Source organism: Halorubrum sp. SD690R (assembly GCF_005435035.1).
Lineage (GTDB): Archaea > Halobacteriota > Halobacteria > Halobacteriales > Haloferacaceae > Halorubrum > Halorubrum ezzemoulense.
Genome location: NZ_SGTV01000005.1, coordinates 77,717 through 103,081, shown reverse-complemented (window position 1 = coordinate 103,081; position 25,365 = coordinate 77,717). Strand labels below are relative to the sequence as shown.

Here is a 25,365-nt window from a genome sequence, read left to right as displayed (position 1 = left end):
TCATGACGGGAAACGATCCATTCACCAACGCGCTCGCCGGCATGGACAACGCCGAGAGCGTTGGCCACCTGTCGTACACGGTAGAGCCCGCTTCGAACATCATCGGCTCCGTCCTCGAGGTCCTCTACGACCGCGGGTACGTCGACGGCTTCGAGTACGTCGACGACGGGAAAGCCGGGAAGTTCGAGGTCGAACTGAAAGGCGCGATCAACGAGTGTGGCGCCGTCAAGCCCCGCTACTCCGCGGGTGCGGACGAGTTCGAGAAGTGGGAGAAGCGGTACCTCCCCGCCCGTGACTACGGGACGCTCATCGTCACGACGAGCCACGGCGTCATGAGCCACTACGAGGCCCGCGAGGAGGGCATCGGCGGCCAAGTGATCGCATACGTCTACTAACAATGAACAGAGTCGAAATCGAGATTCCGGACGACGTCTCCGCCGAGACCGACCACCTCGAACTCACCGTCGAAGGACCCAACGGGAGCGTCACGCGACGCCTCTGGTACCCCGACGTCGACGTGACGATCGAGGACGGCGCGGTGGTCATCGCGACCGAGAACGAGGACGCGAAGACCAACGCCACCGTCGGCACCTTCGAGAGCCACGTCGCCAACATGATCCACGGCGTCACCGAGGGCTGGGAGTACGCCATGGAAGTGTACTACGCCCACTTCCCGATGCAGGTGAACGTGGAGGGCGACGAGGTCGTCATCGAGAACTTCCTCGGAGAGAGCGCCGCGCGGCGCACCCCCATCCGCGGAGACACGGACGTACAGATCGACGGCGAGACGGTCACGCTCTCGGGCTCCGACAAGGAGGCCGTCGGCCAGACCGCCGCCGACATCGAACAGCTGACGAAGGTGACCGACAAGGACACGCGCGTCTTCCAGGACGGCGTGTACATCGTCGAGAAACCCACCGGAGGTGCCTAACCGATGGCAGACGAACTGGAAGACATCAGCGGTGTCGGTCCCTCGAAGGCGGACGCGCTTCGCGAGGCCGGCTACGAGACGGTCGAGGACGTGAAGGCCGCCTCCCAGTCGGAGCTCTCCGAGGTCGACGGCGTCGGCAACGCGCTCGCAGCGCGTGTCAAGGCCGACGTCGGCGGGCTGGAGGTCGACGAGGAGGCGGACGCGGAGATCGAAGACGAGACCGACGAGGAGGAGCCGGTCGACGAGGCCGAGGAGTCCGAGACGGTCGAGACGGAGCTTCGGCCCCGCGGTCACGCCGACAAGACGCCGGAACTGGACGACGAGACCGCTCGCGCGCTCGCACAGAAGCACCGCGAGGGGAAACCGCAGTTCAACCGGCAGGACTACCACAAGAAAAAGCGGATCCCGACGTCGTGGCGCAAGCCGCGCGGCGGGCTCTCCAAGCAGCGCCGTCGCATGAAGTCGAAGGGGCCGGTCGTCGAGGCCGGCTTCCGCTCGCCGACGGCGTCGCGCGACCTGCACCCGAGCGGCTTCGAGGAGGTCCGCGTTCACAACACGGACGATCTTGAGGGCGTCGACGGCGACACGCAGGCGGTGCGGATCGCCTCGAAGGTCGGCGGTCGAAAGCGCGAACTGATCGAAGACGAGGCCGCGGAGCGCGAAATTCGCGTGCTGAACCCGACCTACGTCGAAGTGGAGGTCGACGATGAGTGATCTGAAGGCGCAGAAACGACTCGCAGCGGACGAGCTGGACGTCGGCAAGGGCCGCGTCTGGCTCGACCCCGACGCACAGGAAGAGATCGAGGACGCCATCACCCGCGAAGACGTCCGCGAACTCATCGATCAGGGAACGATCCGCGCGAAGGACGCGAAGACGAACTCGCGCGGTCGGGCCCGCGAGCGCGCCGACAAGCGCTCGTACGGCCACCAGTCGGGTGCCGGCTCCCGCAAGGGGCGCTCCGGCGCGCGGCAGAACACGAAGGACGACTGGAAGGCGCGCATCCGCGCACAGCGGGCGCGCCTGAAGGAGCTTCGCGACGACGAAGACGTGCTCGACGCCTCCGAGTACCGCACGCTGTACAACAAGGCGAGCGGGGGAGACTTCGAGGACGTTGCCCGTCTCGAGGCGTACATTCGGACGGAGTACGGTTACGAGGTGACGGACTAATGGCGACAGGACCACGATACAAGGTGCCGATGCGGCGCCGCCGCGAGGTCCGGACGGATTACCATCAGAGGTTGCGCCTGCTGAAATCGGGCAAGCCTCGCCTGGTCGCTCGGGTGAGCAACGCTCACGTCAGGGCGCAGCTGGTGACCCCCGGATCCGACGGCGACGAGACCCACGCGGCCGCCTCCAGCGAGGAGCTCGGCGAGTACGGCTGGGACGCCCCCACGGGTAACCTCCCCAGCGCGTACCTCACCGGGTACCTCGCGGGCGCTCGCGCAGTCGACGCCGGCCTCGACGAGGCCGTCCTCGACATCGGGCTCAACACGGCGACGCCCGGCAATAAGACGTTCGCGGTACAGGAAGGAGCGATCGACGCGGGCCTCGACATCCCGCACAACGACGACGTGCTGGCCGACTGGTCGCGCACGCGGGGCGAGCACATCGCCTCGTACGCCGAGCAGCTCGACGACCCGCTGTACAGCGGGTCGTTCGACGCCAGCGAGCTACCCGAGCACTTCGACGACGTGCTCGCGACCATCCAGGAGGACCATGAGTAGACACAACGACGGCTGGGAACCGCGGACGCGACTCGGCCGCAAGGTACAGGACGGCGACATCACGTCGATGGAACAGGCGCTCCAGTCCGGGCTCCCGCTGAAGGAGGCCGAGATTGTCGACCAGCTCCTCCCGGGGCTCGAAGACGAGGTGCTGGACATCAACATGGTCCAGCGCATGACCGACTCCGGCCGCCGCGTGAAGTTCCGTTGCGTGGTCGCCGTGGGCAACCGCGACGGCTACCTCGGCTACGCGCAGGCCCGCGACGACCAGGTCGGCGGCGCGATCCAGAAGGCGATCGACGTCGCGAAGCTGAACATCATCTCGGTGGACCGCGGCTCCGGGTCCTGGGAGGACCAGCCCGGCGGCACCAACTCCCTGACCCGCACGGCGAAGGGGAAGGCCGGCTCCGTCACCGTCGAGATCAAGCCCGCCCCGCAGGGGCTGGGCCTCGCGGCCGCGGAGACGGTCCGCAACATCCTAGAACTCGCCGGCGTCGAGGACGCCTGGACGAACTCCGACGGCAACACGCGCACGACGGTGAACCTCGCGAAGGCGACGTTCAACGCGCTGGAGAACGCGGCGCAGTCCCGTACGCCCCAGCACGCGCGCGAAGTCCACTACGACGAGGTGAGCGAGTGATGCAGGCGATCGTTCAGCTCCGCGGCGAGGTTAATCTCGGGTCCGGCGTCGAGGACACGCTCGACATGCTGAACGTCGGGCGCGTCAACCATGCGACGCTCGTCCCCGAGACGGACTCGTACAGCGGCATGATCGCGAAGGTCAACGATGTCGTCGCGTTCGGGGAACCGAGCGTCGAGGCCGTCGCGCGAACGATCGCGCGGCGCGGCGAGCCGCTCGAAGGCTCGGCCGACGTCGACGACGAGTGGATCGACGACAACACCGACTACGCCGACCTGGAGGCGCTGGCCGAGGCGCTCGTCGACGAGGAGACCACGCTGCGCGAGCAGGGTCTCTCGCCGACGCTGCGGCTCCACGCTCCCCGCGGCGGTCACGAGGGCATCAAACACCCCGTGATCGAGGGCGGCGAACTCGGGAAACACACCACCGAGGAGATCGACAGTCTCCTGGAGGCGATGCGATGACGAGCAAGAAACGACGACAGCGCGGCTCTCGGACGCACGGCGGCGGCACGCACAAGAACCGGCGCGGCGCCGGGCATCGCGGCGGTCGCGGCGCGGCCGGTCGCGCGAAACACGAGTACCACAACTACGGTCCGCTCGGCAAGCACGGGTTCAAGCGCCCCGAGGACGCTCAGACGGAGGTCCTCGAAGTGAAGATCCAGAAGCTCGACGAGGACGCGGCGCTGTACGCCGCGGACGGTCTCGCCGAGGAGGACGGCGACGCGTACGTCTTCGACGCGCGCGACGTCGTTGAGGACGGCCACGAGGCTGACGTGGTGAAGGTGCTCGGCGGCGGGCAGGTCCGCCGCGAGCTCCGCGTCACGGCCGACGCGTTCACCGCCGGTGCGGTCGAGCTCATCGAGGAGGCGGGCGGCGAGGCGACGCTCTCCGAGCGCGCCGAAGAGCCCGCTGACGAACCGGAAAACACTTCCGACGACGAGAACGACGAGGCGTAACATGAGCTGGAAGGAGGCCGCCGAACCGGTGCTCTCGCGGATGCCCGTCGTGGAGCGGCCCGCGGGACACGTCCCGTTCAGACGGAAGCTTACGTGGACGGCCGGAATCCTGATCGTCTACTTCTTCCTGACCAACATCAACCCGTTCGGGTTGGCGGTCGGGCAGGGGTCGGACTTCTTCGGGCAGTTCCGGTCGGTGCTCGCCGGGTCGTCCGGGTCGCTGCTACAGGTCGGTATCGGACCGATCGTCACGGCGTCCATCGTCCTCCAGCTGTTGGGCGGTGCGAACCTCCTCGGGCTCGACACCGAGAACGACCCGCGCGACCAGGTCCTCTATCAGGGCCTCCAGAAGCTGCTGGTGATCATCGTCTCCGCCCTCACGGCGGCGCCGATGGTGTTCACCGGGGGGTTCCTCCCTGCGGACGACGCGGTCGCGAGCGCGCTCGGCATCGGGACGTTCGGCGTTCAGGTGCTGATCTTCGCGCAGATCTTCGTCGGCGGCATCCTCATCCTGTTCATGGACGAGATTGTGAGCAAGTGGGGCGTCGGCTCCGGCGTCGGGCTGTTCATCATCGCGTCGGTGAGCCAGCAGATCGTCGGCGGCTTCTTCAGCTTCTCCGCACTCGGCGCCTCCGGCTTCTTCGCGAGCTGGTACGGCGTCATCTTCGGCGACGTGCCGGTGTCGATGTCGCCGTTCACGGCGGAGGGGCTCCAGAATCTCCTCTTCGATCCGGGGAACATTCTGGCGCTTTTCACCACGGTGTTCATCTTCGGGATCGTCGTGTACGCGGAGTCGGTCCGCGTCGAGATCCCGCTGTCGCACGCCCGCGTGAAGGGCGCCCGCGGACGCTTCCCGGTGAAGCTCATCTACGCGTCCGTCCTCCCAATGATCCTCGTTCGCGCGCTACAGGCGAACATCCAGTTCCTCGGCCAGATCCTCTCCTCGCAGTGGGCGGGGATGCCGGCGATACTCGGGACCTACAGCGAGCAGGGGCAGCCCATCGGCGGGTTGTTCTACTACCTGAACCCGATTCAGAGCCGGGGGCAGTGGATGTGGTTCCTCGGTGAGATACCGGCGTCCGTCGAGCCGTGGATGATCGCGATCCGGCTCGCGATCGACCTCGCGTTCATGATCGTCGGCGGCGCTATCTTCGCGATCTTCTGGGTCGAGACTACCGGCATGGGGCCGGAGGCGACCGCGAAACAGATCCAGAACTCCGGGATGCAGATCCCCGGGTTCCGCCGGAACCCGCAGGTCGTCGAGAAGGTCATGGAGCGGTACATCCCGCAGGTGACCGTCATCGGCGGCGCCCTCGTCGGGCTGCTCGCCGTGATGGCGAACCTGCTCGGCACCATCGGGCAGGTCTCCGGTACCGGGCTACTGCTTGCGGTCTCTATCACGTACAAGCTGTACGAGGAGATCGCCGAAGAGCAGCTCATGGAGATGCACCCGATGATGCGCCAGATGTTCGGAAACGAGTAACGAACATCTACACTCCTTTAAATTCTTTTTCGACCCTGAGCGACTGCTCCGTCCTCTGTTGACTCCCATCTGGGGGTGGTCGCAGTGACCGACCCGGACGACTTCTTCGGGCAGCTCGACGAGGCCGAGGCGGTCACTGACGACCAGACGGACTCTATCGAAACATCGGTCGAGCAAACGGAAGCGGACGCACTACGGTCAGATGCGGATACGACAGCCAACTCAGCCACATCCACGGAGCCACGGCGACGAACCGTTAACCCCCGATATATTGCTAGATGTCGATTCTGTCGGTGTAAGTTCAAACAACACCGTATCGCGGTGAGGCACGAGGGGAGGTGCGACGCTGAAGCAGTCTCACAGTGTCGATACTGCCACGAGACGCATACCCGGGACGATGATCCGGTCCATCATCTCAAAACGTGTGAAGCGTACCAGCGCGCCGAGAAGCGTCTCGAAGAGAGTGAGTCGGATGCGACCAATACTAACGAGGCTACCGAAGCTGCCGACTCTGATCATGAACACTTCGCCCGTACGTTCATCGACCCACAGCCCCACGAGTTCCACGCCTATCTCAAATGGAACTGTGAAGACCTCGATAATCCGCTCCGATCGTACTTCGGTCTGCGCTCCCTCCAGGGAGAGCACGACTTCGAGCAGCACGGGCGACTCAAGACGACGGCCGAAATCGATGGGACCGAGTGGAACGTTGAGTTCGGATTCAAATCCTCCGGGCTTGCCCCACGCGCTGCCGAGAATTTCCAACTCGATGAGGTCCGGGAGTATCTGGTATATGTCTATCCGAGGGGGTACGACTCGTGGGGTGCTGCCAAGTCAGAAGCTCGGAAGCGCGTGTACTTCCGAATCTCTCCCCGATGGCCAGACATCGAGACGAAGGAGGGGAACAGGTCGATGTCCAATCCCTATGACTTGGAGGGATACGACGTAGAAGTTGAGGGCTCATACTGGGACTTCGAACAGTATCCGGCGGTACTCCGGCAGTCGCTCGATGCGCTCGCGACGCGTCAGGGGTTCCGGTTCAACAGTCCGACCCCCATCTACCCGGACGACTTCGACGAGGACCGGCTTCACAAGTCGTCAAATATTGTCGACGCGGAGCTGTACGTCAGAGTGCTCAAAGGGGAAACCGGTGAGGTTATCGCGTACGACGGGACGCTTCACGAGATCTCCCTGTTGCTCGCCGGCGACCGCGAAGGGTACACGAAATCGGTCCGTGACGACCGGGAGTGTCCTGGTCACTATCACACCGCGACTATCGACTCGCGTCGTGCCGGTGAGTTAGTCGGCAGCCACGACTTAGCGAAAGAGTTCAAGCATTACCACATGCGAAACCCCGATGCCGTCGAGGGGACAGCGCTCGAAAATCCGAAGATTGGTGTCTCCTTCCAGAACTCGATCCACGACGATACGCTGTACTGGAGAGACCTCGACACGCTTGTCACTGAACTCGACGAGGCGCTGTTGAACGTTCTCAACTGGTCGAACATCCCCACCCGTCCGGACGGTCAGATGTTCGTCGACGACGACTACTTCGAGGTGACTGGATCTCGTCGGTGGCGGAAGATTCTCGAAGACCGTCTACCGCGGATCGAAACCAAACAAGACGATCAGATCTTCGGGACGGCGACGCAGATGAACGAGACGGACACGGAGCTGGTCGAGACGCTGCTCACGGACGGCGGAGAGACGTCGCCGAAGGAGTTGGCCCGTTCCATTGGTGTCCACCTCGACACTGTCTATCGCGCCCTCAAGCGGCTCTCGCCGCTCGTGGATCATACCTACGGAGAGGTTCAAATCGGGTCGAAGTACATCGCCCAAGAATTGACGGGCTATATCGATGCGGTGTCGAACAGCATCCAATCCGGTCTTGAGAATGCGCTTGATGGACTCACCAGAGCGGAGGCCCACGGTGGTGACGACGATCCATGGAGTCGGTGGCTCGACAGGTACGGTGGAGAGATTAGCCGCACCGAGGGCGTGGATCCCGACACACTCGATATCGGCTTCCAGCCTGAGACCCTCAGTGAGGCACGACGGCTCCTGCGAAGTGGGGCGAGTCAGTGGTCGAAGGTAACTGACGAGAAGCTTCGGCAGTTCGCGTTCGAGTTCGCGCCGAAGATCACTCTCGTCGACGGCCGTGTATACGAGCCTCGGCACTTTGCCGATGCGTTAGGAACTCCCGGATAGCGCGGGGCCTCCTGAGAGGCATCACTATCGATTTGGGCATTTAGAGGCTTATTTTGCTGCTTTTCGTGGGGTATTCGCGAGTAGTCTGTTGATGATGTGGCCCCTGAGCCTCCGCCCCGTCTCCTCTGCCGGCGTAACTTCGAGGTGGGGTACCCAACTCTCAGTTACGTGTGTGGCTAAGGAGCCACTGGAGTAAACCACTGCCTCGCTTCGCTCGGCAGATTACAGCAGAAACACAGGGGGTCGGCGCGCCTCACTCGGCGCCCCTTGCTTTTTTTACGCAAATCAAAGACAACTCCAAGACGTTCGAGTCTACTAAACACTAAGTTGCCTCCCTCCGATCTTCTCTCCTAAATGATCTCTCTCCCTCCGCTCGTCGACAATAGCGACAGGACGGTCGAAGACGTCTACAAAAAAATAATTCCGCAAACTGAAGAAGCGCGTATCGCAACCGGCTATTTCTATCTCTCCGGTTTTAACCTGTACCGCGAGGATCTCGAACAACTTGCCGACCCTGGTGAGCTCGGTCACGCTCCAATTCGCATCCTGATGGGCCGACAGACGAACCGGAGTACCGCAGACGAAATCGGAGAGGGGCAGAACCTGCGCGATGATCTCAAAAACGAGGTCAAACAGAGCATCGAGGAGCTGAACAACGCGCAGTTGGACCGGTTGGACCGCCTGCGAGATTTCATAGCTGAAGACAAAGTTAGCGTCCGCGTGCGAAATCCAGAAAACGGATACTTCCACGCAAAGGGGGCCTCGTTCAGAGCGCCACGCGACGATGACGACTGGGAGACTGACGATAATACAGACACACGTCCGTGTGCCACTGTCGTCGGGTCGTCGAACTTCACCGCTAGCGGGCACCGGAACAACATCGAACTGAATCTCACGAGTCAGGACAGACGCGAGGCGGAAGCGTTCGAAAACTGGTACGACAACCAGTGGGCGAACGCCGAGGACTTCAGCGAGGAGATCATCCGGATAATTGAGAACAGCGACAAGTACCAAGACTGGCAGGAACAGCAGGAAGACGAGCCTGACGACGACGAGACACCCGACGACTTAGGGACGCACATCGAACCGTTCGAGCTGTACAAGCTCCTCGCGTATGACGAACTCAGCGGGAACGTCAACATCCGTGACAGTCCGTTGTACTACTTCCAGACGCTCGGATACGAAAGCGCGAAGGAGAAGCTCTCTCAGTTCAACGGGTGTATCATCTCCGACTCAGTCGGTCTCGGAAAATCGTTCATCGGTGGTGAGCTCCTCCACGACTACCGCCAACGCGGGGATCGCTGTCTGCTGATTGTGCCGGCGAACCTTACCGAACAATGGGAAGACCTGCTCCAAGACGATACCGACGAAGACGGGAACCCGTACTTCGGACTTGAGGTCGACGGTACCCACTTGGACGTAATGAGTATTAGCAAGTTCCAGAACCTCGCGTACGAGGAGGTCCAAGACCTCAAAGACGCATTCGACGTCGTACTTATCGACGAAGCTCACCGGTTCCGGAATCACGGAAAATGGCGACCCGAGCCGGACCACGATGACGACTACAAGGGGACTCGCCGCCACGCGAACCTCCGCCAGCTCCGCGGGAAGACGATGATAATGCTGACGGCAACGCCGATCAACAACTCTGCGACCGACTTGGAGAACCTCATCAGTCTGTTCACCAGTTCCGAGGAACTGCGGAACAAGGCGTCGCTGGACTTCGGTGCCTTCGAGGAGTACATCGAACTCTCCGAGACGCGAAAGGAGATCGCCGCCGGAAAAGAGGAGGCCAGTGACGAAAAGCTCAAGAGCATCACCGAGAAGCTTCAGCGTCATTCGGAGGAGATCTCGAAGATTCTGAACGAGGTGATGGTACTTCGGACGCGGAAACACGTCAAAGATCAGATCCAAGAGGACGAGGACTTCGAGATGAGCTTCAAGCCGCCGACGCTCAACAAGGAGCAGTACTCGCTCCCGGCGGCGTACCAGCCAGTCTATCAGATGTTGCCGGACGTGATGGACGCACTCCACCTGCCGCACATCACGGTGAAGAACCCGAAGGCGGGCGGGACACTGAAGGCGCTGTACAAGCTGAATCTGCTCAAACGGCTGGAGTCGTCGACGTACGCGTTCGTTCAGTCGATCCAGACGCTTCATCAGAGCGAACGGCGGCTACTCGGGCTCCTCGACGGCCTTCCCGAGGAGAAGAAGATCGACCTGTTGCGCGCAGCGCAGGACGACGAGCAGGCGGAGACGCTCGACGACTTCGTGGAGGGAGGCGACGCTGCCGAAGACCTCGAACAGACACTCGAAGAGTTCGGATTCGACACGACCGCGGTCCGCGCGGACGAGGACACGGAGACGGACACCCCGGACGAGTTGGCGGACGCGACGATTGGCGAGGTGAAGACGTACATCCGAGAGGACCTGACGCTGCTCGCGTACTTCCTGTCGCAGTTCATCGGCGACATCGCACAGGACTCAGGCGACGTGAGCGACCAGGCCGTTGCGACGAGACAGTGGCTCCACGAGCACAACGCTGGCGTTCTTCCGGACGTTCCGGAGGAGGAATTGAACCCGATCCTCTACCCCCGAAGTGACCTGAGCGACGTCGACGGGGCGACCCGAGAGTTCTACGAGGCGGTGTTCTCGCTCCGGGAGTTCCGCGATCCGAAGGTCGAGCGACTGGTCGACGTTCTCAACGGCTACGACGACGAGAAGGTCCTCGTCTTCACGCAGTACCGCGCGACTGCGGACTACGTTCATCGAACGCTGCTCGACGACCCCGACTCGCCGCTCACGGAAGCGAACAGCGCTGTCGTCAAGGGCGGCGACGACAACAAGCAGGACGTCATTCAGCGGTTCGCGCCGGAGGCGTCGGGGTACCAGCAGACACTGGCCGAGTCTGGCGAGGACGAACTCCAGTACGTCATCGCGACCGACACGCTCTCCGAGGGGGTCAACCTTCAGGACGTATCGGTCCAGATCTCCTTTGACCTGCCGTGGAACCCGATGCGGATCGTTCAGCGCGTGGGGCGTATCGACCGGATCGGGAGCACCGCCGAGAAGTACGTCCACAACTTCTACCCCGACGGCGATATCGAGGCGGCAATCAAGCTGCTGAAACGGCTTCAGGCGAAGATCAACGACATCGCGCTGATCGTCGGCAAGGAGAACAACATCCTCGACCCGAACGAGGACCAGATTCTCGAACAGACCGGCGTGGAGACGGAGAAGACGATCGGCGAGCTACAGGTGGACGAGATCGAGGACTCGCTCCAGAAGTCCCGGGAGGTTGAGGACGTGAACGAACTCGACGACACGAGCAAGAACCCGCTCCTCCGCAACGCGGGGAGCAACGAACACGCCGCCTACGAGCGGTTCCTGCTCAAGAAGGAGCTGAACGAGGAGTTCGGCCTATCCGAGGACGACTTCGAGTACGCCGCGGACTACTTCGAGGAGTCGGCGGAGGAGCGCGAACGCCTGTACACGAACGTCACCGGTCACGAGTCCGGGCCGCGTCCGGGTGTGTTCGGGCTCGCGCATCTCTGGTTCGACGACGAGGATAGCGACCCGCCCTTGGGTCGCGTTCGGCGGGCCTTCTACTACAAGCCGTTCGCGGACGAGGTGAAGGAGCGCCCCGTCGGCACGCTCAAAATCAACCCTGAGGTGAGGGGTGAACCGATCACGGGCGACGCCGACAACGTCCTGTCCAACCGAGAGGAAATTCAGGAGGTCCTCGACGAGCGACTGGAGGCGATTCGGGAAGGGCAGGTGGAGGGCGCGTTCAAACAGGGAGACTCGTTCTCCAAGGAGCAGGAGACGATTCTGGACTTCATCGCATACTACCTAGGACCGAACCACGGGGAGGAGTCGGTTCCGCGAGACGATTACGATACACTCGGCGAGTGGGCTGAGAATCTCAGCGAGCGGCTTCAAGACGTGAAGTTAGCCAACACCGATGAAGATCGTATTCTCAGAGAGAAATTCCGTGATACTACTGAGTACAATTCGTTCCCAGACTGGCCACCCGTGGATTTCCTAGAAGAACTGGAAGTGTTCCTAAAAGAGAACGTGGAGGGTTCGACAGAGTACCAAACCAAGCTGGTTGGAGAGAGCGAGGTACAGGCCAGACTGATGTGCTGGGGAGTTATTGGAGTGTAGTCAGTTTTAATTGGCGTCCCTACGGTTGTGGCCCCTTTTGTTGGAGCGTCTCATACTTTTCGAACACCATATTGAGGTATTCATCTGTCATAATCCGCGGCGACTGGACCGTGTGGAACGTGTTCAGAACGAACTCTGTATCACTCTCTGTGAGATCATACGCGTGGAACGCAGCTGCGTCGATCTCTGCCCGCAGTTCGTTTCGTTTCTCGGCATCCGTGACCGAATCAACACCACCTAGCCTTTCACGCATTTCGGCAAATGGTTCGCCGTAGCAGTTGAGACGTGCTGCTCGGTCAGAAATGTAATTGAACCAATCATCATCTTCTGTGAGTCGGGGAACCTGTGACTCTGTGAGTTTGTACATCACGAGGTTCTCCTCGATTTTCGTCCGCATGAGATAGTCGAACGGAATGCTGTTTAAGAGCCCTAAAGCAGCGAATAGTTCCTGATCGGTGAACACGCGCTCGTACACAGAGTGTAATGAGTCGTTTGAGAGATCTTCACGGGAGATGTCGAATGTGTACGGGCGAATTGTGTTGATTGCGTGGTGGCAGACGACTCCCTTGGGGATCACCGAACAGATCATCGTCCGCTCATTCGTGGAATTCGTGATGTTCCGGAAGACGATCCGGTATTCGCTACAGTCCAACTTGACGTCGTCCAAGGAAAGTGGTTTCCCGCGTTCACGTTCCAGCAGGTCGTTCACGAACCCTTTCTGTGACCCGGTCCCGTCGAACTCGTTGTAGATCGCTTTCTTCAATCCCATATCCGGGTCACGGGATCGGAATGTCTTCTCTCGAATTCTTCGTTTTGCGCTCTTATCAGGATTCTTGCCTTCGTTAACACTCCATAGTGTTGGCGGCTCTAAGTCCTCGATGAAATCTGGTGTATAATCGTACTGGTAGATATTTGACCCACCGTAGACTGGATAATTTCCTTCATCTTCTAACTCTAAAAATCGATCCCTATCCTGATTACGGTCAAGTTCCCGGTATGGGGTTACTTTCCACCCCTGAGAGGCATCACTCAGCGGCGGATGTTCAATAACTTTCTCCAATAGTTCTGCCTGTGCTTGGGATTCAATAAGCGGAAAAATCCCAGCCTTGGGTGAATACTGCGTCAACACTTCTCGTGTGACGGAGACTGCCGATTCATCGATGTGCCGTAGGATGTCAAGATCACCTTTTCGATAGATCGATTTAAGATCCTCCGTCTTACCAGAGTTTTTGAAGGTGACAACCCCGAATTTATACTGTCGGTGTAGGTCTTCGAAGATCCCCTCGTTTTGGAACACAGCTAGGTCATTGACAGTCGTGTTATCGAGTAGATTTCGGCGTAGATCTTTCCCGGCTGCCCCTACAAATATTGTTCCTGGAAGGATCTGTGCCACGTATGATGAATCACTAGCCAACTCAAACACACGTTCCAGAAAGAGCAGAGAGAGATCGTTTTCATTCCCAACAGAATTCCCATCAATTATCGGGTCTTGGAGCTTGTACTGTGAATTCTTATTGAAATAGGTCGCACGAGTTTCCATTTCAAGTTGGTATTCTTCCCATCCCTCAGCGATATCTGGGTCTTCCAGAAGTTGATCCTGTGTCTCGTCCTTATCCGAAGGACCACGCTGTCGGAATACCTCGTCAAATTTGGTGAAATAGTCCTCACGATTAGGTGCGACAACATCCCACGGAGGGTTACCGATGATAATATCGAACCCACCGCTGGCATACACTGTCGCAAATTCGAGTACCCAGTGGAACGGTGAGTGGTCTTCTATATCATCCTGCGTGAGGCCCTCGACACCGGCTTCTTCGAAGTCCTTCTTAACCTTCTCATTGAGATCACCGCGGTAATTCGAGAGGCGTCTTTCTGCCTCTTTTCGCCAGTTTGTCGCGTCAGTTCCGCTCTCCGCAGCACGATGATTTTCGACGGCCTCGATGATGTCTTCGTACTTTTCTTCGACGCTTCCACCGATTCCGCCCCCATAGTTAGTCAGCGCAGCGTCTCCGTCTGAGTTCACTTCCATCAGATCGGTAAACCCAATAAGTGAGTTCCCCTGCCGAATGTTGAAGTCGATGTTCGGGAGCGGTTCCACCTCACTTGGCTCGTCTTCGATGTCCGCAACCATCGAGAGCCAGAGGCGGAGTTTACAGATCTCGACCGCACCCTCGTCGATGTCGACCCCGTACAGGTTGTTCAGGATGACCGTCCGCTTCGCGTACAGCGACGCGCCGCCCTGTCCCTCGTTAATCGTTTCCAACTCGTCGCGGGTCCGGGACTCCAACTCCCAGCCCTTCCCCTCCACTTCGAGCTGCTGGAAGTACTCGATACACTGGATATAGATGTCCACGAGCACATCCTGCGCGGCGAGCAGGAACGCGCCGCTCCCGACCGCGGGGTCGAGGACGTGCGCCTCCTTCAGGATGTCGTGGTACAGCGTCTCCACGTGTTTCGTATCCACGCTCTCGGTGGCCGCTTGCTGGGTCATCGTCCCGCCGTCAGCGACCGCCGCCTCGCCATCGCCAGCTTCGAACTCGGGGAACCCGAACACGTCGTCGATCTCGTCGTACTTGGCGTCGACGGCGTCGTTGAGCTGGTCGAGAAGGTACGGATGGATCGTCCGGCGAGACATGAAGCCGGTGATCTCCTCGGGCGTGTAGTACGCGCCCATCTCCTTCTGATTCACCGTCTGCTCGAAGATGTGGCCCAGTATCGCGGGCGAGAGGTTCTTCGGGTCGACGATGTCGAGCCGTTCGTCCACGTTCCAGTTCCAGTCCGACAGGAAATCCAAGACGTCGCCGAAGAGCTCGTTCGTTTCTTCGGCGGACGCGCCAAGCTTTGCGTCCGGGAACTCCTCCTCGACGGGGTTCTTCGCGAACAGCCCGCCGTTCAGGTACGGGAGGCTCCCGAAGTCGGGGTTCTGCTTGTCCTCTGCGAGGTAATCGAAGAACAGCGGCCGGTAGAAGTTCTCGTACCGGTCCTCGCCGTCATCGACGACGTCGCCGGGCTGCTCGTGGAGGTAGTTCGGATTCCGGTCCAACAGGCGCTTCTCCTGAATGAAATACAGGAAGATCATCCGGTCGAGGATGACCTGAACGTAGCGCTGCTTCGCGTCGCCGCGGTCGTCTTGGATCCCGGACACCTCCTGAACGAGGCTCGTCCGGAGCTCCTCGAACTCCTCGTAGAACTCCTTGACGACCTGTTGGGTGTCGTACAGCGTGTCGTAGATCGCGGCTGAGGAGCCGTATTCGATCGAGTTCAGCTTCTTCAGAACGGTGTTCTTCTCGCCGCTCTCGCTCGTGAACTGCGCTTTGGTAAACGAGATCTTCTGGTGTTTGATGCGCCCGTGCTGCTGTCCTTCCCAGCTCCGCATCCGCGTGAGGAAGGTGAACTCCTCGAAGTCGTTCGTGGCGACGAGGTTCGTGTGCCGAGAGCGGTTGTCCGGCTTGAAATCGGTCGCCGTCTCACCGGGCCCCGCCTTGACCAGCACGACGAACTCGTCGTCGGCGAGCTGAAGGACGAGTTCGTTGCTCTCTCCGAGGTTAGGACGCGGTTTCAGTCCGCGTTTCTCGAAGGAGTCGGCGATATCTTGGAGGGACTCCCAGCCCGCGATATCCTTCTTGGTAATCTGCTGGACGGACATGGATATTGCGACACCCGTCACTCGTATGAAAGTATGGGAATCATCCGCTATTGTCCCAATCTACTGGATATCGAGTATCAGTTTACCATACTCTACTGAACTGCGGTAATTGAGCGAGTAGGCAGGGTAGAATCTATTTGCGAGCAGGTGAGCCACCTGAGCCTGAACTCTTGGTCACTGTTCAACAGAGCTAGTGACAGTAATTACACCGTCTCATATCAGAGATCATATCGGGAAGTGGGGTGTCTCTTGAGCCGGTCTCAACTGGAAGTAATTCCCCCTGGCTCTTCTTGATCATCTCACACGAGCTGGTTGTGTGGTAACACTCTGAGCCGGCTGAGTCCACGATCCAAACTTTCCCACTCTCGCCAGTAGATTCTTCGACCAAATCACCAGACCGACCCGAAACCTGGTGTTTTGCTTCAGCGATAATACTAGCCGAACGCATCTCCACAACCGACACTTCATACCACAGATCCGACTCAATGTCCCCTCGCACGTGAATCGGGATATCTGGTACATCTGTGACAGGGATCCCAGATACATTTGTGAATCCTCCCATACAAAGCCCATCCGCGATACGACTTTCCTTGGTAACGTGGACAACTAGCGTATCTCCGGGAGAGATAGAACTCATCACACAAATATCGAATAGTGGACAACTTAATCTTTAGCACATTTACAACTTGAACTGATTAAAAGCTTGTTTAGCGCGGCCACGGCATTCATCAATGGAACTGTGACTGCCAATTTATATTACAAACTCAGATTTGAACATTGTCGTGTTGACACTATTGGACCCGAAATCGGAGGAAAAGACGTTCTACGAGGTGTTTACGGTATCGGCCGAACTGGAGAGTGATTCACAGAGGGTAATGAAGGCAGCGTTCACGGCGTTTGAACCTCTAGTGGAGAGTGGAGCGTCTGCGGCTGAACTGTCTTTTTCATGCTCACACCGTCTCAGCCGCCATTTTCGGTCAATTAAGTGTTAGATACACAACGTTCAAAGCTGAGTTCCAGAGAGTATCAGTAGCTTCTCTACTAAGATGGCCAGATATTATCGAGGAGTCCTTTTTATAGCCAAGCCACCTTCTCACGAGCGCGACGCTGCGCAGCTGGGCTGTACGTGCCTTTGTAGTGGTCGAGGAACGTCTCTAAATCTTCCCACCCACCCCAATCGAGCACCAAAAGCGGGTCTACCTCCTTCTCAGCGAGTGATGTCGCCCATGTTCGACGGAGATCGTGTGTCGAGAGGTACCTCCAGCCCTCGTCGCCAGTCTCTTCGGCCAGCTGTTCGCGAGCGTTTTTGACCCACCGACGCAGTGATCGCGTTGACTGTATCGATAAGACCGGGGCATCAGAGGGTGTGTCGCGAACGTCGCCGACAGTCTGGATAGTGGTTGCGAGATTCGCCGGCATAGGCGTCTCACGGTATTTTTCGCCTTTCCCGTCCGGAACCCGCAGCATCGGCCCGGCATCTGTACTAGCGACGTCCTGCGGAGCGACAGCAGTAATCTCTGCGGACCGCAGGCCGCAACGCGCTCCGAGCTCGAAGGCGACTCGGTGTTCGGTGTCGCTCGCGATATCAACAAGCTGCTGTACCTCCGCTTGGCTAAGCCACACCTTCTTGCCCGCCTCGTTTTCTTGATGGTCCCGCAGATTCATCGTGGCGTCCGGTTATCAAGCTAACCGGACATAAAGATGAGGTCTGTCCCCCATTTCAGGACTATTCTGGGCCGATAGACTCTATATGCGTCCGGCTTCTCCCCAATAGTCGGACAAGCACATTGAGTTAATAGCCGAATACACCATGCTGAGATATACATATGGTTTCGTATAAATTTTTAATAATATCCGTCTATATGCTTGCCGTAGCTGAATGAAAAAGAAACCCTTAGCAATTTTATTGGCGATCATCTCCCTAATTATCGCATCAATTATACTTACTGGGTACCTGTACCCGGCACCATACTTTCCCTCTCCTCAGGAACCAGCTGGCGCTGGTGATTTGTTAGCGGCAGTCGTTCCCGGTGTATTCTCACTCCTACTGGCTGTGCTATATTGGGATATGACCGGCATTCAAGAAAGACAGGTAAGTCTACAAAAAACGCAAAATCAGATTGACAGAGCATCTCGTGAACCACACATAAATGTAAGAAAAATCACCGCTAATAATGATACTGTCAAATTTGAGCTCAAGAACATTGGAGAAGGAATCGCCAAACGTCTCTCTGTAGTTGCTCACTTGTATATAAGAAAGATTGACGAGGATTCGATTTCGATCGGAAAGCCAGACTATCGAAATCAGTTAACAATGATCGATTCTAACAATTTTATAACTTCATTGGAATCAGGCAGACAACATAAGTATTCAACCAATATATATATCCCTAGTCGTGCGCATGAAGACCTCGATGAACAGTTTAATTCTGTTATCAGCAAAATCAAGGACACCGCTTCAGACGACATATCTGACGTGTACCTCCAATTTGAGATCCAGTATGATCATCAAATGCCCGACCGAGGGCGAGCTAGACAATATCTTCAATTAATGAGGGTCTCACTTGACCGTGGGTCCACTGTAGAAGCAGTCCTTTCATCGGGAACCACAGCACAGGAAGAGATTCAATCAATACTGAATACGCCAGAAAACACGCTCAAGACGCCTATGACGTTGTATGAGTGAGTGGCGGATCAGATACTACCGAATGCTTACACAATCTTGTCTCCCCGTCATTTGAACACTCAAAAATCTCGATTTTCCCCCTCATTCTACCTCTATACTGTGACGGGAGAAGAACTTTCATGAGAATAATACCCTCTCCTTGAACCCCGGTAGCGGATATCTCCTGTCTATCGCTTTTCCACTCTATGTCCTTAGGCCGCCCACGATTCTTTATTTTAAGTGGGTCAGGAGCTTGTAACCTAAGCGTGCCAGAATATGAGCTGTCGTCGGCGATTTGGTATTTTAAATTGAACTTAGCCTCTGGCTGTAATAGTAGTTCATCAGATTCTGGTAATGTATCCCTTGGGACCAAGTTGAGTGTTAAATCGGGAATCCCATCTTTTGAATTTAAAAAACACCATGGGAACCCTGCCATCTCACTATGTAGTAAAAATTGTCTCAAAAACTTGTACCACATACTCCCGGAACGTACCGTTCTGTGCCACTTGCTGTAGTAGGTCCTCACCGTTCACATTTAGCGGTATCTCAAGTTGACCATCAGCATAGGTAACCCTACGACTGTCTCCTTGGTAATTGAACCGTAACCGAGCTACTTCAACAGGCACATCTTCCCCATTCCTAATTCTTTCACTCGCGTCCTCTACTCCTGGGGGAGCACCAATTTTAATGATACCATCTGCCTGCCGGATAAAATCGCAAATCTCAGTATAGGTGGGTGAAAAGTCCTGTTCTATTTGTGGGCCCTGCTCGGAGGCCGCAGAGAGTTCGGCAAAGATGGTGTCTGGCTTGGGAACATCTTGATCCAATATTAAAAAGATCAAGTCTGATCCCTCTCGAATCTCAAGTACGCCCGTGGCCTGTACCGGCGACCCGAACATGGGGTCAGTTGTAAACTCAAAACCCCTGTACCGCCGTTGCTGACCAACATAAGGATATTCAAGCTCGGACCCACCAAGTAGATCTTCGCTCGTTATTTCCCTCTCATCTTGCCAATCAAATTGCGTGATCTGGCCCGATAGAAGTTGCTGTTGACCGTTGGGGCCTGACAAACGGCGAACGGTGTCAACAGCCATTTGCCTCTATTTGAGCTTAATTCCGCATCTTGATAGCAGTTGCGATGCTTTCATTTATATGTTGAACTGGGTGTTGTAGTCCGCTGGGTTTTCACCTCTGAGGTGAGCGTACCGTTGTACAAGAGCATTGAAATCAAAATCATAGGTAGCACTGCGTGGTAGATTCTTAGCGCGTTCGTGAAGTAGTTCAAAATAATCGGGATGAACGTATTTACGAGTGGGATCCATTGAGCGCCACTCAAGATAGACATCTAGAAACTCTCGAAGGAACTTGTTTGTAATTAGTACTCGTCCGTAGTCGGAGGCATCTCCAACGTCCTCTTGGGCCATCACGCGGATTCTACCGTCTCTCCAAAGTTGCGCGTCAACCTCTACGTCGTCCACTTTAAATATGCCTTCGAGTTTCTCAAAGTCACGATCATCCAACATTCCAGCAATAATTGGATGTGATTTAGTAATATCCCGCGAATCCCCAACATCATTTCTCTTACCAAAGTTAGAAAGATCACCAGACATGGACGCATCAGAGAACTCAACGAGCTCTAATCCATTGGCGTGTCCAGTAGTATCATACTTCCAAACAAGCCACTGAAGAAATTCAGGATGGAATAGTCGGTGGGGATGGTTTCCTTCTCCATCTCCGTTGTCTCCGCCCTCATTGGAGTTTCCATCCGTATCATTATCATCGGTTTCACTTGCTTGTTCAGATTCGAAGTGTGAGCGCCCTATTGTTGGGAACAGCTTCTCTTCTAGATCTTCTAGCTTGGATTTGCTTGCCTGTAATATTAGGAACTCATCTGGATACCAATACACGTACGCCGACCAATCATCGCTCACAAACCCATCGACTGGGTCACCTTGCTCATCAACCAAGTCTTCAGAAAGATCATAGGTCTCTCGACGGTACTCTATATCCCAAACGTCATCAGTTATCTCTAGCAGTTCAGGAGGTATCTCACTGTATCGCTCGGCCCACTCACCAAGCTGTAAGTCCTTAAATCCGAACCCGGGTTCCCCCGGAGTGCCCTCAGTGAATTCTGACAGTTCACTGAGCAGTTCTTCTTTTGAATTATACGGCGAAGATTCTGTTTCGATAAATATTCCATTGAAGACTAATCTCCCATCATACTCGAACTTCTCGTCAAGGTCGTTGGGATCTCCCATATATTTCTGCTTTACCTGTTACCTACAAAATACTTAATATTACATGTTTCCGTCACGAGCTACCGGAATAAATACCTGCGACATATCGTACAATTTCTGTTTGGATATACGTAGCAAAATCCTCGCTGTTGAATTCTGAAGGTTGGTATATTTCAATATATCCGCTCTCTGTCAGTGTTAGTTTCATTTGCTCCCCATCATACTCGTATCTGAACCCAAGCTGGTTGATTTGTGCTTCTCTCAGGGGATCGCCCATGTCACTATCATCGAGGACATCCTCACCATAGACAACGCCTTTCTGTGCGGTCCCGAGCCGATCGTAGAACCCAGCCTGCCAAAGTTCGGTTTCCGCATAATCTGACCGCATTGAGGTAAGATCTAGCTTGGCCCTATTTGCCTCGTAACCGTATTCTGAAGCGAGTAAATCAAAAAAGAATTGTCCACCACTGTTTTCCACCAACACAATCTCATCAGGAATCAGGATCCAATTAGTGTGCCTTGTTTGAGTCCTTGTCTGAGACTCTTCCACGATATTTCCGTCGTGTATCACCTTTTGATCGACCCTTTCTGGTACCTCAAGGGCTGCTTCGCCGATCTGGACCGGCTTACTGAGACTTTCTGGGTGAATTGTCTCACTGGGTTGAATACAATACTGATACTCACGGCCATCACGATCGGCGGTTCCAACAGCCTGATCAATCGGTGTTTCTGTAGAATTTAGCAGTCCGAGGATCCCGGCTTTCATACAGGTTAGTAAAACAACTAATAAAAATATTTTTCGAAAATAAACGATAGCTGTTATTTTGGGTTGCTACCTTGAGTCCTACCTTGATAAGGGTGACCTAGAGTTCTTTCGAGCCACATCAGACGAGGATCCTGTCTACGTCTGTGGTACTTCGGTAGACATGGTATGGAAAAACGTCAAGAGTAACGATATTGCGCTCGTCATTACGATGGAGGGTTGGTTGCGAGAGGCTAAGTCCTTCAACTCGACACGATCCCAACCTTGTGGAATCTCTCTGGAAGGAGAATGTTGGCCACGATCGCTTGGAACAAAGAAAGTCCCTATGAGTACGAATTTCCTGATCGATATTGAAGAGGTTGACGTCGACATCGAGGATTTCAACGAGATCGGAGGGTCCGACGAGACCTATCGCTCTAGAGGTTTACACGAATCGCCGACAATCGTTTTGACCAACTTGCCAGGGACAAGTTGGTCGAAACCGCTATAGCTGACCCGACCGATACCGGCGAGAGGTTCATACACCCAACTTGAGAAAGAAGACGACCATGGTGGCAGACCAACTCCTAACCTTATCCACCAACTTTCGCCGACCAGCACGGACAGAAACGCCTACGACGAGTTCGAAACTCGTCGCGAAAGACTTCTCCAAGCTAGGTGTACCGCCGACTGGACCGAGGGAGGGGGACACCGACGTGGAAATCCGATCCCCCGAACACGTTGTTGTCGAAGTGAAAGGTTAGGGTAACGGTGAGGCAATTCACCTGGTGTCACCAATGTAGACAAGAACCGCCGCCAACGAGGGGCCGACCATGCTATCGTGGTTGCTCTGGGATTCGCGCTGGAGGTCATCGACAGCACTGAGGCGACAGATCTGACTACCCTCGCTGTCGACGACACTACCAAACCTCTTCGACCGACTAGACCGGCACGCCGTCCCCTCGGGGAATAGCCTTGCTCTCTTGACTTGCTCTGGGTCCTTCTAGAACGACAGGCTCGATCTTCTTGACGAGTCCATCCAGGACCGAGTTGACGCCGGGGAGACCCTCCTCGCAGTCATTCGAGCCCTCGAAGGTGGTGATAGGGCGTGTTGGATCTTGTAGGCATGGAGGGCTCCGACGATATCCCGAGCATCAAAGAGATCTGGTCGGCCCTCCAACTCCTCGCACACCCGGGCACCGGGGTCGTTACACAGGACGAAGGCGGGTATCGGGTCACAACCGACTACGAGAACGGGGTCAAGTTAGTGCGGTCCCTCGGAGATGTTGTACAACTTCTTACCGAAGAAGAGAACAGCTAACAGGCGGTGTGTCCGATTTCGACGTTTTAGTTCCATCAAAGCTGTCGAATTCGAGTGTTACGGATATCTCTCCTCTCCCAGGCTCTGGGGATTCAAGTGATCCCAGTCTTTCCCGAGACGTTCCCCGGTAGTAGCCCTGTGGGGTCCCGACCAACTCCCCGGAGATTTCTGGGGCCCCTCCGAGAACCGGGTGCCGCCGACCCCGTCCACCAGAGCTGTCCTACTGTCCTAACATGGCCGGTGGTAGCTGACCGAAGTATCGGCCGATTTCGACGTTTGAATCCCATCAAAAATGCTGAATTCGGATATTACGGGTACTCCCTATCCTCTGACTCTAGAGACATGTTCCACGTCCGATGCTTAACAGGAGACCCCCAGATGTCCCCCGGGACTCCTGGCCAATTTTCCGGGGCCGTTTCGGGCAGGAGGCGCGTACCAGCGGTACCCCGGTGATACCCCACTTCTCCCTCTCCCCCTCATTGGTCGGTAGTTGCTGAGTATAATATCGCTCGATTTCACTGTTTCACTCCGGCCAGACCTGCCGAATTCGGATAGTCAAAAGAACTCCTGCCCGTGCCCTTGATGTGGGAAGCGAATTCCCCTCGGTATCTTCCGGGGCTGTTCAAGGTTATAGGGGAACTCCCGACCAATTCTGTTGAAGCGTCTTCCGGGGTCCCCGATCAATTCTCTCGGGGCGTTACCCGTGAAGCCCGGGGGATTCGAAGGCGTCGTTGACGACCGAGGGGATGGGGGAGTTAAGGTACGGTTCGATAGCTTGGAAGGGGTCTCACCCCCCGACCTACATCACCACCCGGGGATTCATGTTCTCCTCCACGAGCAACCACTGGGCGAACCGCTGGTGAGGGTCGTGGGAGTTCACGTGATGGTAGTCCGGACCACCTTTCTACTCGGCGGCAGCCTCGGCTGTACGCTTGATGGCGGCCTGGACGCCCCGGACGGGGAGGTCAACGAAGGGTGGTCGGGGGCGATGTTCTCGGTGTTTTGGTACCGCCGGAGGGACCGCTCGACATCCTTGGGGAGGTAGCCGTTTCGGGGCTTCCCGCCCGAGCTGGTGGTGTCCTTCCCTCGGGGCACCCGGAGACGGTAATGATCGGCGTCGGTCTGGCGGACGTGCGTCGGCTTAACCTGCGGGATCTCGAAGGCGCGTAACCCGACGAATCCGCCCAGTTGGAGTATCACATCGTCCCGGTATGAGACGGTGGCTCGACGGAGTTGGTTGAGGTCGTCGTCGGTCATCTACACGTGTCTTCGCCCTCTGTCGCCTCAAGTCGTATGTTGGTTACCAGACTTTCCGTCGTGAAGTATACTTTTTCTGATTAGAATTGACCGGTATACGGGGGATATTGGCTTGGGAGCGACCGCCGATTCTCCACTTACTTCCGGGTTATCACACAAACCGTCATTGTGGAACTCCTCTGTAATACCCTCACAAAACTAGGCAGAAACTAACAAACTAGACCTCTCAGGGATACGCCTCTATTTCTGTTGCCTCGTGTCCCTATCTCGATCACTTGTCCTCATTCGGGGGCTCATCGACCAATTCTACCCCATCCATTTCTTCTGCCATCTTTTTCATTTGATTCATATTTCTCGCCAACTTTGGAGGAAGATCCATTGGGTCACTACGATCCAATCTCTCAAGATCTTCGGCTGTTAGTTTTCCTTTCCGAACAAGCAGACCAATCTCTTCAGGCATTAGTTGCGCATCTTCACCCTCTCTAAAACGCTGATACACCTCGTCAATATCCGGCTCGTACTCAACATCAACATTTACTGAAATCGATTTAATATCTGCTGCTAAGGCACCATCTTCGTCGATACTAATTCCGTCGAATAGCCCTCTACGGATTATTTCTTGTAAGCGTTCTATATCTCCGTTCAGCCCCTTATAAACGAACGAAACGAAAGAGGAGAGATCATTTTCTAACGTAGTCTCATTGATTTCTTCAAAAACTCGTTCTCGCTGATCTTTGTCTAAGTATGCTGTTAGTATAGGAAAATCGTGAAAACTGTTCGTTACTCGCTTTCGTATCTCCTGTTTTCTGTTTGATTCTGTCTGTTGGTGCTCGTACTCTTGTTGTCCTGTTAGGTACTCACGATCAGTTGTGGAGAGGACGCCTCTTGGACGATCTGTATCAAACAGAGCTGGATCTATGTAATGCGTAGAATCTGCCATTATATCACCGTCTATTGGCTCGTCTATGTTATCGTCTCCCATTAGTAGATTTCCTCCTAACTGTGTAATCTATTTCGAACAAAATAGTTTTATCGGTGGGGCCCTCTCGTCAAGACAAGCGTGGAAAACAGTCGGCTCAACTCATGGCCAACGACCACGAGTACGGTAGTCGGCGAGAATCCACGCAAGAGATTGGTAACAGTCCGGTCCTACGGTACGCAGCGCTCAGCGTTGTATCAGGCGATGTCGGCGATACCCAGCCAAGGAACCCGCCGACATCTGAAGCAAACTTACGACCGGACAGGCCAACCGTGACGGCTGACCTTTACCGGCTACCTACAAGTCAATTTTTGACCGACAAAGGTGTTTCGGGGTTTTTGTCGAAAACCCTCCGATCGGTGAGCCTGTCCGTGTACGTCGACCGGGATCGCCCGGCACCAAACGG

At 56.3% G+C, this 25,365-nt stretch carries 20 protein-coding genes and 1 pseudogene; 13 read left to right on the top strand and 8 right to left on the bottom strand.

Features of this window, described 5'->3' with window-relative positions:
* Positions 1–2: 2 nt before the first annotated feature.
* The 11 genes from EXE41_RS04815 to EXE41_RS04765 all read left to right on the top strand — a co-directional run bounded on the left by EXE41_RS04815 (position 3) and on the right by EXE41_RS04765 (position 12,112).
* A complete protein-coding gene (locus EXE41_RS04815; protein WP_004047215.1) occupies positions 3–395 on the top strand; it encodes a 30S ribosomal protein S8 in 393 nt (130 codons plus the stop codon).
* A gap of 2 nt (positions 396–397) precedes the next feature.
* The gene (locus EXE41_RS04810) at positions 398–931 is read left to right on the top strand and encodes a 50S ribosomal protein L6 (RefSeq protein WP_049930194.1); all 534 of its coding nucleotides are present in this window, start codon (positions 398–400) and stop codon (positions 929–931) included.
* A gap of 3 nt (positions 932–934) precedes the next feature.
* Positions 935–1,645 carry a 50S ribosomal protein L32e gene (locus EXE41_RS04805; RefSeq protein ID WP_137690415.1) on the top strand — a complete coding sequence of 237 codons (711 nt, stop codon included), beginning with the start codon at positions 935–937 and terminating at the stop codon, positions 1,643–1,645.
* A complete protein-coding gene (locus EXE41_RS04800) occupies positions 1,638–2,099 on the top strand; it encodes a 50S ribosomal protein L19e (protein WP_137690414.1) in 462 nt (153 codons plus the stop codon). Before EXE41_RS04805 ends, EXE41_RS04800 begins: the two co-directional genes overlap by 8 nt.
* Positions 2,099–2,656, top strand: a complete 558-nt coding sequence (locus EXE41_RS04795) for a 50S ribosomal protein L18 (protein WP_137690413.1) — start codon at positions 2,099–2,101, stop codon at positions 2,654–2,656. Before EXE41_RS04800 ends, EXE41_RS04795 begins: the two co-directional genes overlap by 1 nt.
* Positions 2,649–3,296, top strand: coding sequence for a 30S ribosomal protein S5 (locus tag EXE41_RS04790; RefSeq protein ID WP_049930200.1), 648 nt, complete (start codon positions 2,649–2,651; stop codon positions 3,294–3,296). The genes EXE41_RS04795 and EXE41_RS04790 overlap by 8 nt, the downstream gene beginning before the upstream one ends.
* On the top strand, positions 3,296–3,760 hold the full coding sequence (locus EXE41_RS04785) for a 50S ribosomal protein L30 (RefSeq protein ID WP_049930202.1): 465 nt from the start codon (positions 3,296–3,298) through the stop codon (positions 3,758–3,760). The genes EXE41_RS04790 and EXE41_RS04785 overlap by 1 nt, the downstream gene beginning before the upstream one ends.
* Complete coding sequence (locus tag EXE41_RS04780; protein ID WP_086216135.1) at positions 3,757–4,254, top strand: uL15m family ribosomal protein; 498 nt, start codon at positions 3,757–3,759, stop codon at positions 4,252–4,254. The genes EXE41_RS04785 and EXE41_RS04780 overlap by 4 nt, the downstream gene beginning before the upstream one ends.
* 1 nt (position 4,255) lies before the next feature.
* Complete coding sequence (secY, locus tag EXE41_RS04775) at positions 4,256–5,737, top strand: preprotein translocase subunit SecY (protein ID WP_049930205.1); 1,482 nt, start codon at positions 4,256–4,258, stop codon at positions 5,735–5,737.
* Between the two features lie 84 nt (positions 5,738–5,821).
* Positions 5,822–7,945 (top strand): Lrp/AsnC family transcriptional regulator, encoded by a 2,124-nt coding sequence (locus EXE41_RS04770; protein ID WP_137690412.1) that lies wholly within the window; start codon positions 5,822–5,824, stop codon positions 7,943–7,945.
* A 354-nt stretch (positions 7,946–8,299) separates the two neighbouring features.
* Positions 8,300–12,112, top strand: coding sequence for a helicase-related protein (locus EXE41_RS04765; RefSeq protein WP_137690411.1), 3,813 nt, complete (start codon positions 8,300–8,302; stop codon positions 12,110–12,112).
* 19 nt (positions 12,113–12,131) lie between these two features.
* Here the strand turns inward: EXE41_RS04765 and EXE41_RS04760 are convergent, their stop codons facing one another.
* Complete coding sequence (locus EXE41_RS04760) at positions 12,132–15,758, bottom strand: Eco57I restriction-modification methylase domain-containing protein (protein WP_137690410.1); 3,627 nt, start codon at positions 15,756–15,758, stop codon at positions 12,132–12,134.
* Positions 15,759–16,832: 1,074 nt separating this feature from the next.
* Positions 16,833–17,423: a site-specific integrase gene (locus EXE41_RS04755; protein ID WP_137690409.1), complete on the bottom strand. Its 591-nt coding sequence runs from the start codon at positions 17,421–17,423 to the stop codon at positions 16,833–16,835.
* Positions 17,424–17,637: 214 nt separating this feature from the next.
* On the opposite strand from EXE41_RS04755, the gene EXE41_RS04750 reads away from it, so the two are divergent.
* Positions 17,638–18,444, top strand: a complete 807-nt coding sequence (locus EXE41_RS04750; RefSeq protein ID WP_137690408.1) for a hypothetical protein — start codon at positions 17,638–17,640, stop codon at positions 18,442–18,444.
* On the opposite strand, the gene EXE41_RS04745 is transcribed toward EXE41_RS04750, so the two are convergent.
* From EXE41_RS04745 to EXE41_RS04730, 4 genes are read right to left on the bottom strand one after another with little or no spacing between them, the layout of a single operon-like run.
* Positions 18,425–18,859, bottom strand: coding sequence for a hypothetical protein (locus tag EXE41_RS04745; RefSeq protein ID WP_137690407.1), 435 nt, complete (start codon positions 18,857–18,859; stop codon positions 18,425–18,427). The genes EXE41_RS04750 and EXE41_RS04745 overlap by 20 nt on opposite strands.
* Positions 18,860–18,863: 4 nt before the next feature.
* Complete coding sequence (locus EXE41_RS04740) at positions 18,864–19,517, bottom strand: hypothetical protein (RefSeq protein WP_137690406.1); 654 nt, start codon at positions 19,515–19,517, stop codon at positions 18,864–18,866.
* 54 nt (positions 19,518–19,571) lie between these two features.
* Positions 19,572–20,681, bottom strand: coding sequence for a hypothetical protein (locus EXE41_RS04735; protein ID WP_137690405.1), 1,110 nt, complete (start codon positions 20,679–20,681; stop codon positions 19,572–19,574).
* Between the two features lie 52 nt (positions 20,682–20,733).
* Positions 20,734–21,426 (bottom strand): hypothetical protein, encoded by a 693-nt coding sequence (locus EXE41_RS04730; protein ID WP_137690404.1) that lies wholly within the window; start codon positions 21,424–21,426, stop codon positions 20,734–20,736.
* 1,102 nt (positions 21,427–22,528) lie between these two features.
* Here EXE41_RS04730 and EXE41_RS04720 point away from each other — a divergent pair.
* Positions 22,529–22,723, top strand: a complete 195-nt coding sequence (locus EXE41_RS04720; RefSeq protein ID WP_137690403.1) for a hypothetical protein — start codon at positions 22,529–22,531, stop codon at positions 22,721–22,723.
* Positions 22,724–23,420: 697 nt separating this feature from the next.
* On the opposite strand, the pseudogene EXE41_RS20005 reads toward EXE41_RS04720, so the two are convergent.
* Together EXE41_RS20005 and EXE41_RS04710 are read right to left on the bottom strand one after the other, a co-directional pair.
* Positions 23,421–24,018 (bottom strand): annotated as a pseudogene (locus EXE41_RS20005) (site-specific integrase).
* A 233-nt stretch (positions 24,019–24,251) separates the two neighbouring features.
* Positions 24,252–24,962, bottom strand: coding sequence for a hypothetical protein (locus EXE41_RS04710; protein WP_137690402.1), 711 nt, complete (start codon positions 24,960–24,962; stop codon positions 24,252–24,254).
* Positions 24,963–25,365: the final 403 nt, after the last annotated feature.

Excerpts from the sequence above, each read along its gene's own strand:
- EXE41_RS04815 (WP_004047215.1), top strand. The coding sequence starts at position 3 with ATGACGGGAAACGATCCATTCACCAACGCGCTCGCCGGCATGGACAAC.
- EXE41_RS04810 (WP_049930194.1), top strand. The coding sequence starts at position 398 with ATGAACAGAGTCGAAATCGAGATTCCGGACGACGTCTCCGCCGAGACC.
- EXE41_RS04805 (WP_137690415.1), top strand. The coding sequence starts at position 935 with ATGGCAGACGAACTGGAAGACATCAGCGGTGTCGGTCCCTCGAAGGCG.
- EXE41_RS04800 (WP_137690414.1), top strand. The coding sequence starts at position 1,638 with ATGAGTGATCTGAAGGCGCAGAAACGACTCGCAGCGGACGAGCTGGAC.
- EXE41_RS04795 (WP_137690413.1), top strand. The coding sequence starts at position 2,099 with ATGGCGACAGGACCACGATACAAGGTGCCGATGCGGCGCCGCCGCGAG.
- EXE41_RS04790 (WP_049930200.1), top strand. The coding sequence starts at position 2,649 with ATGAGTAGACACAACGACGGCTGGGAACCGCGGACGCGACTCGGCCGC.
- EXE41_RS04785 (WP_049930202.1), top strand. The coding sequence starts at position 3,296 with ATGCAGGCGATCGTTCAGCTCCGCGGCGAGGTTAATCTCGGGTCCGGC.
- EXE41_RS04780 (WP_086216135.1), top strand. The coding sequence starts at position 3,757 with ATGACGAGCAAGAAACGACGACAGCGCGGCTCTCGGACGCACGGCGGC.
- secY (WP_049930205.1), top strand. The coding sequence starts at position 4,256 with ATGAGCTGGAAGGAGGCCGCCGAACCGGTGCTCTCGCGGATGCCCGTC.
- EXE41_RS04765 (WP_137690411.1), top strand. The coding sequence starts at position 8,300 with ATGATCTCTCTCCCTCCGCTCGTCGACAATAGCGACAGGACGGTCGAA.
- EXE41_RS04760 (WP_137690410.1), bottom strand. The coding sequence starts at position 15,758 with ATGTCCGTCCAGCAGATTACCAAGAAGGATATCGCGGGCTGGGAGTCC.
- EXE41_RS04755 (WP_137690409.1), bottom strand. The coding sequence starts at position 17,423 with ATGAATCTGCGGGACCATCAAGAAAACGAGGCGGGCAAGAAGGTGTGG.
- EXE41_RS04750 (WP_137690408.1), top strand. The coding sequence starts at position 17,638 with ATGAAAAAGAAACCCTTAGCAATTTTATTGGCGATCATCTCCCTAATT.
- EXE41_RS04745 (WP_137690407.1), bottom strand. The coding sequence starts at position 18,859 with ATGGCAGGGTTCCCATGGTGTTTTTTAAATTCAAAAGATGGGATTCCC.
- EXE41_RS04740 (WP_137690406.1), bottom strand. The coding sequence starts at position 19,517 with ATGGCTGTTGACACCGTTCGCCGTTTGTCAGGCCCCAACGGTCAACAG.
- EXE41_RS04735 (WP_137690405.1), bottom strand. The coding sequence starts at position 20,681 with ATGGGAGATCCCAACGACCTTGACGAGAAGTTCGAGTATGATGGGAGA.
- EXE41_RS04730 (WP_137690404.1), bottom strand. The coding sequence starts at position 21,426 with ATGAAAGCCGGGATCCTCGGACTGCTAAATTCTACAGAAACACCGATT.
- EXE41_RS04720 (WP_137690403.1), top strand. The coding sequence starts at position 22,529 with ATGGAGGGCTCCGACGATATCCCGAGCATCAAAGAGATCTGGTCGGCC.
- EXE41_RS04710 (WP_137690402.1), bottom strand. The coding sequence starts at position 24,962 with ATGGGAGACGATAACATAGACGAGCCAATAGACGGTGATATAATGGCA.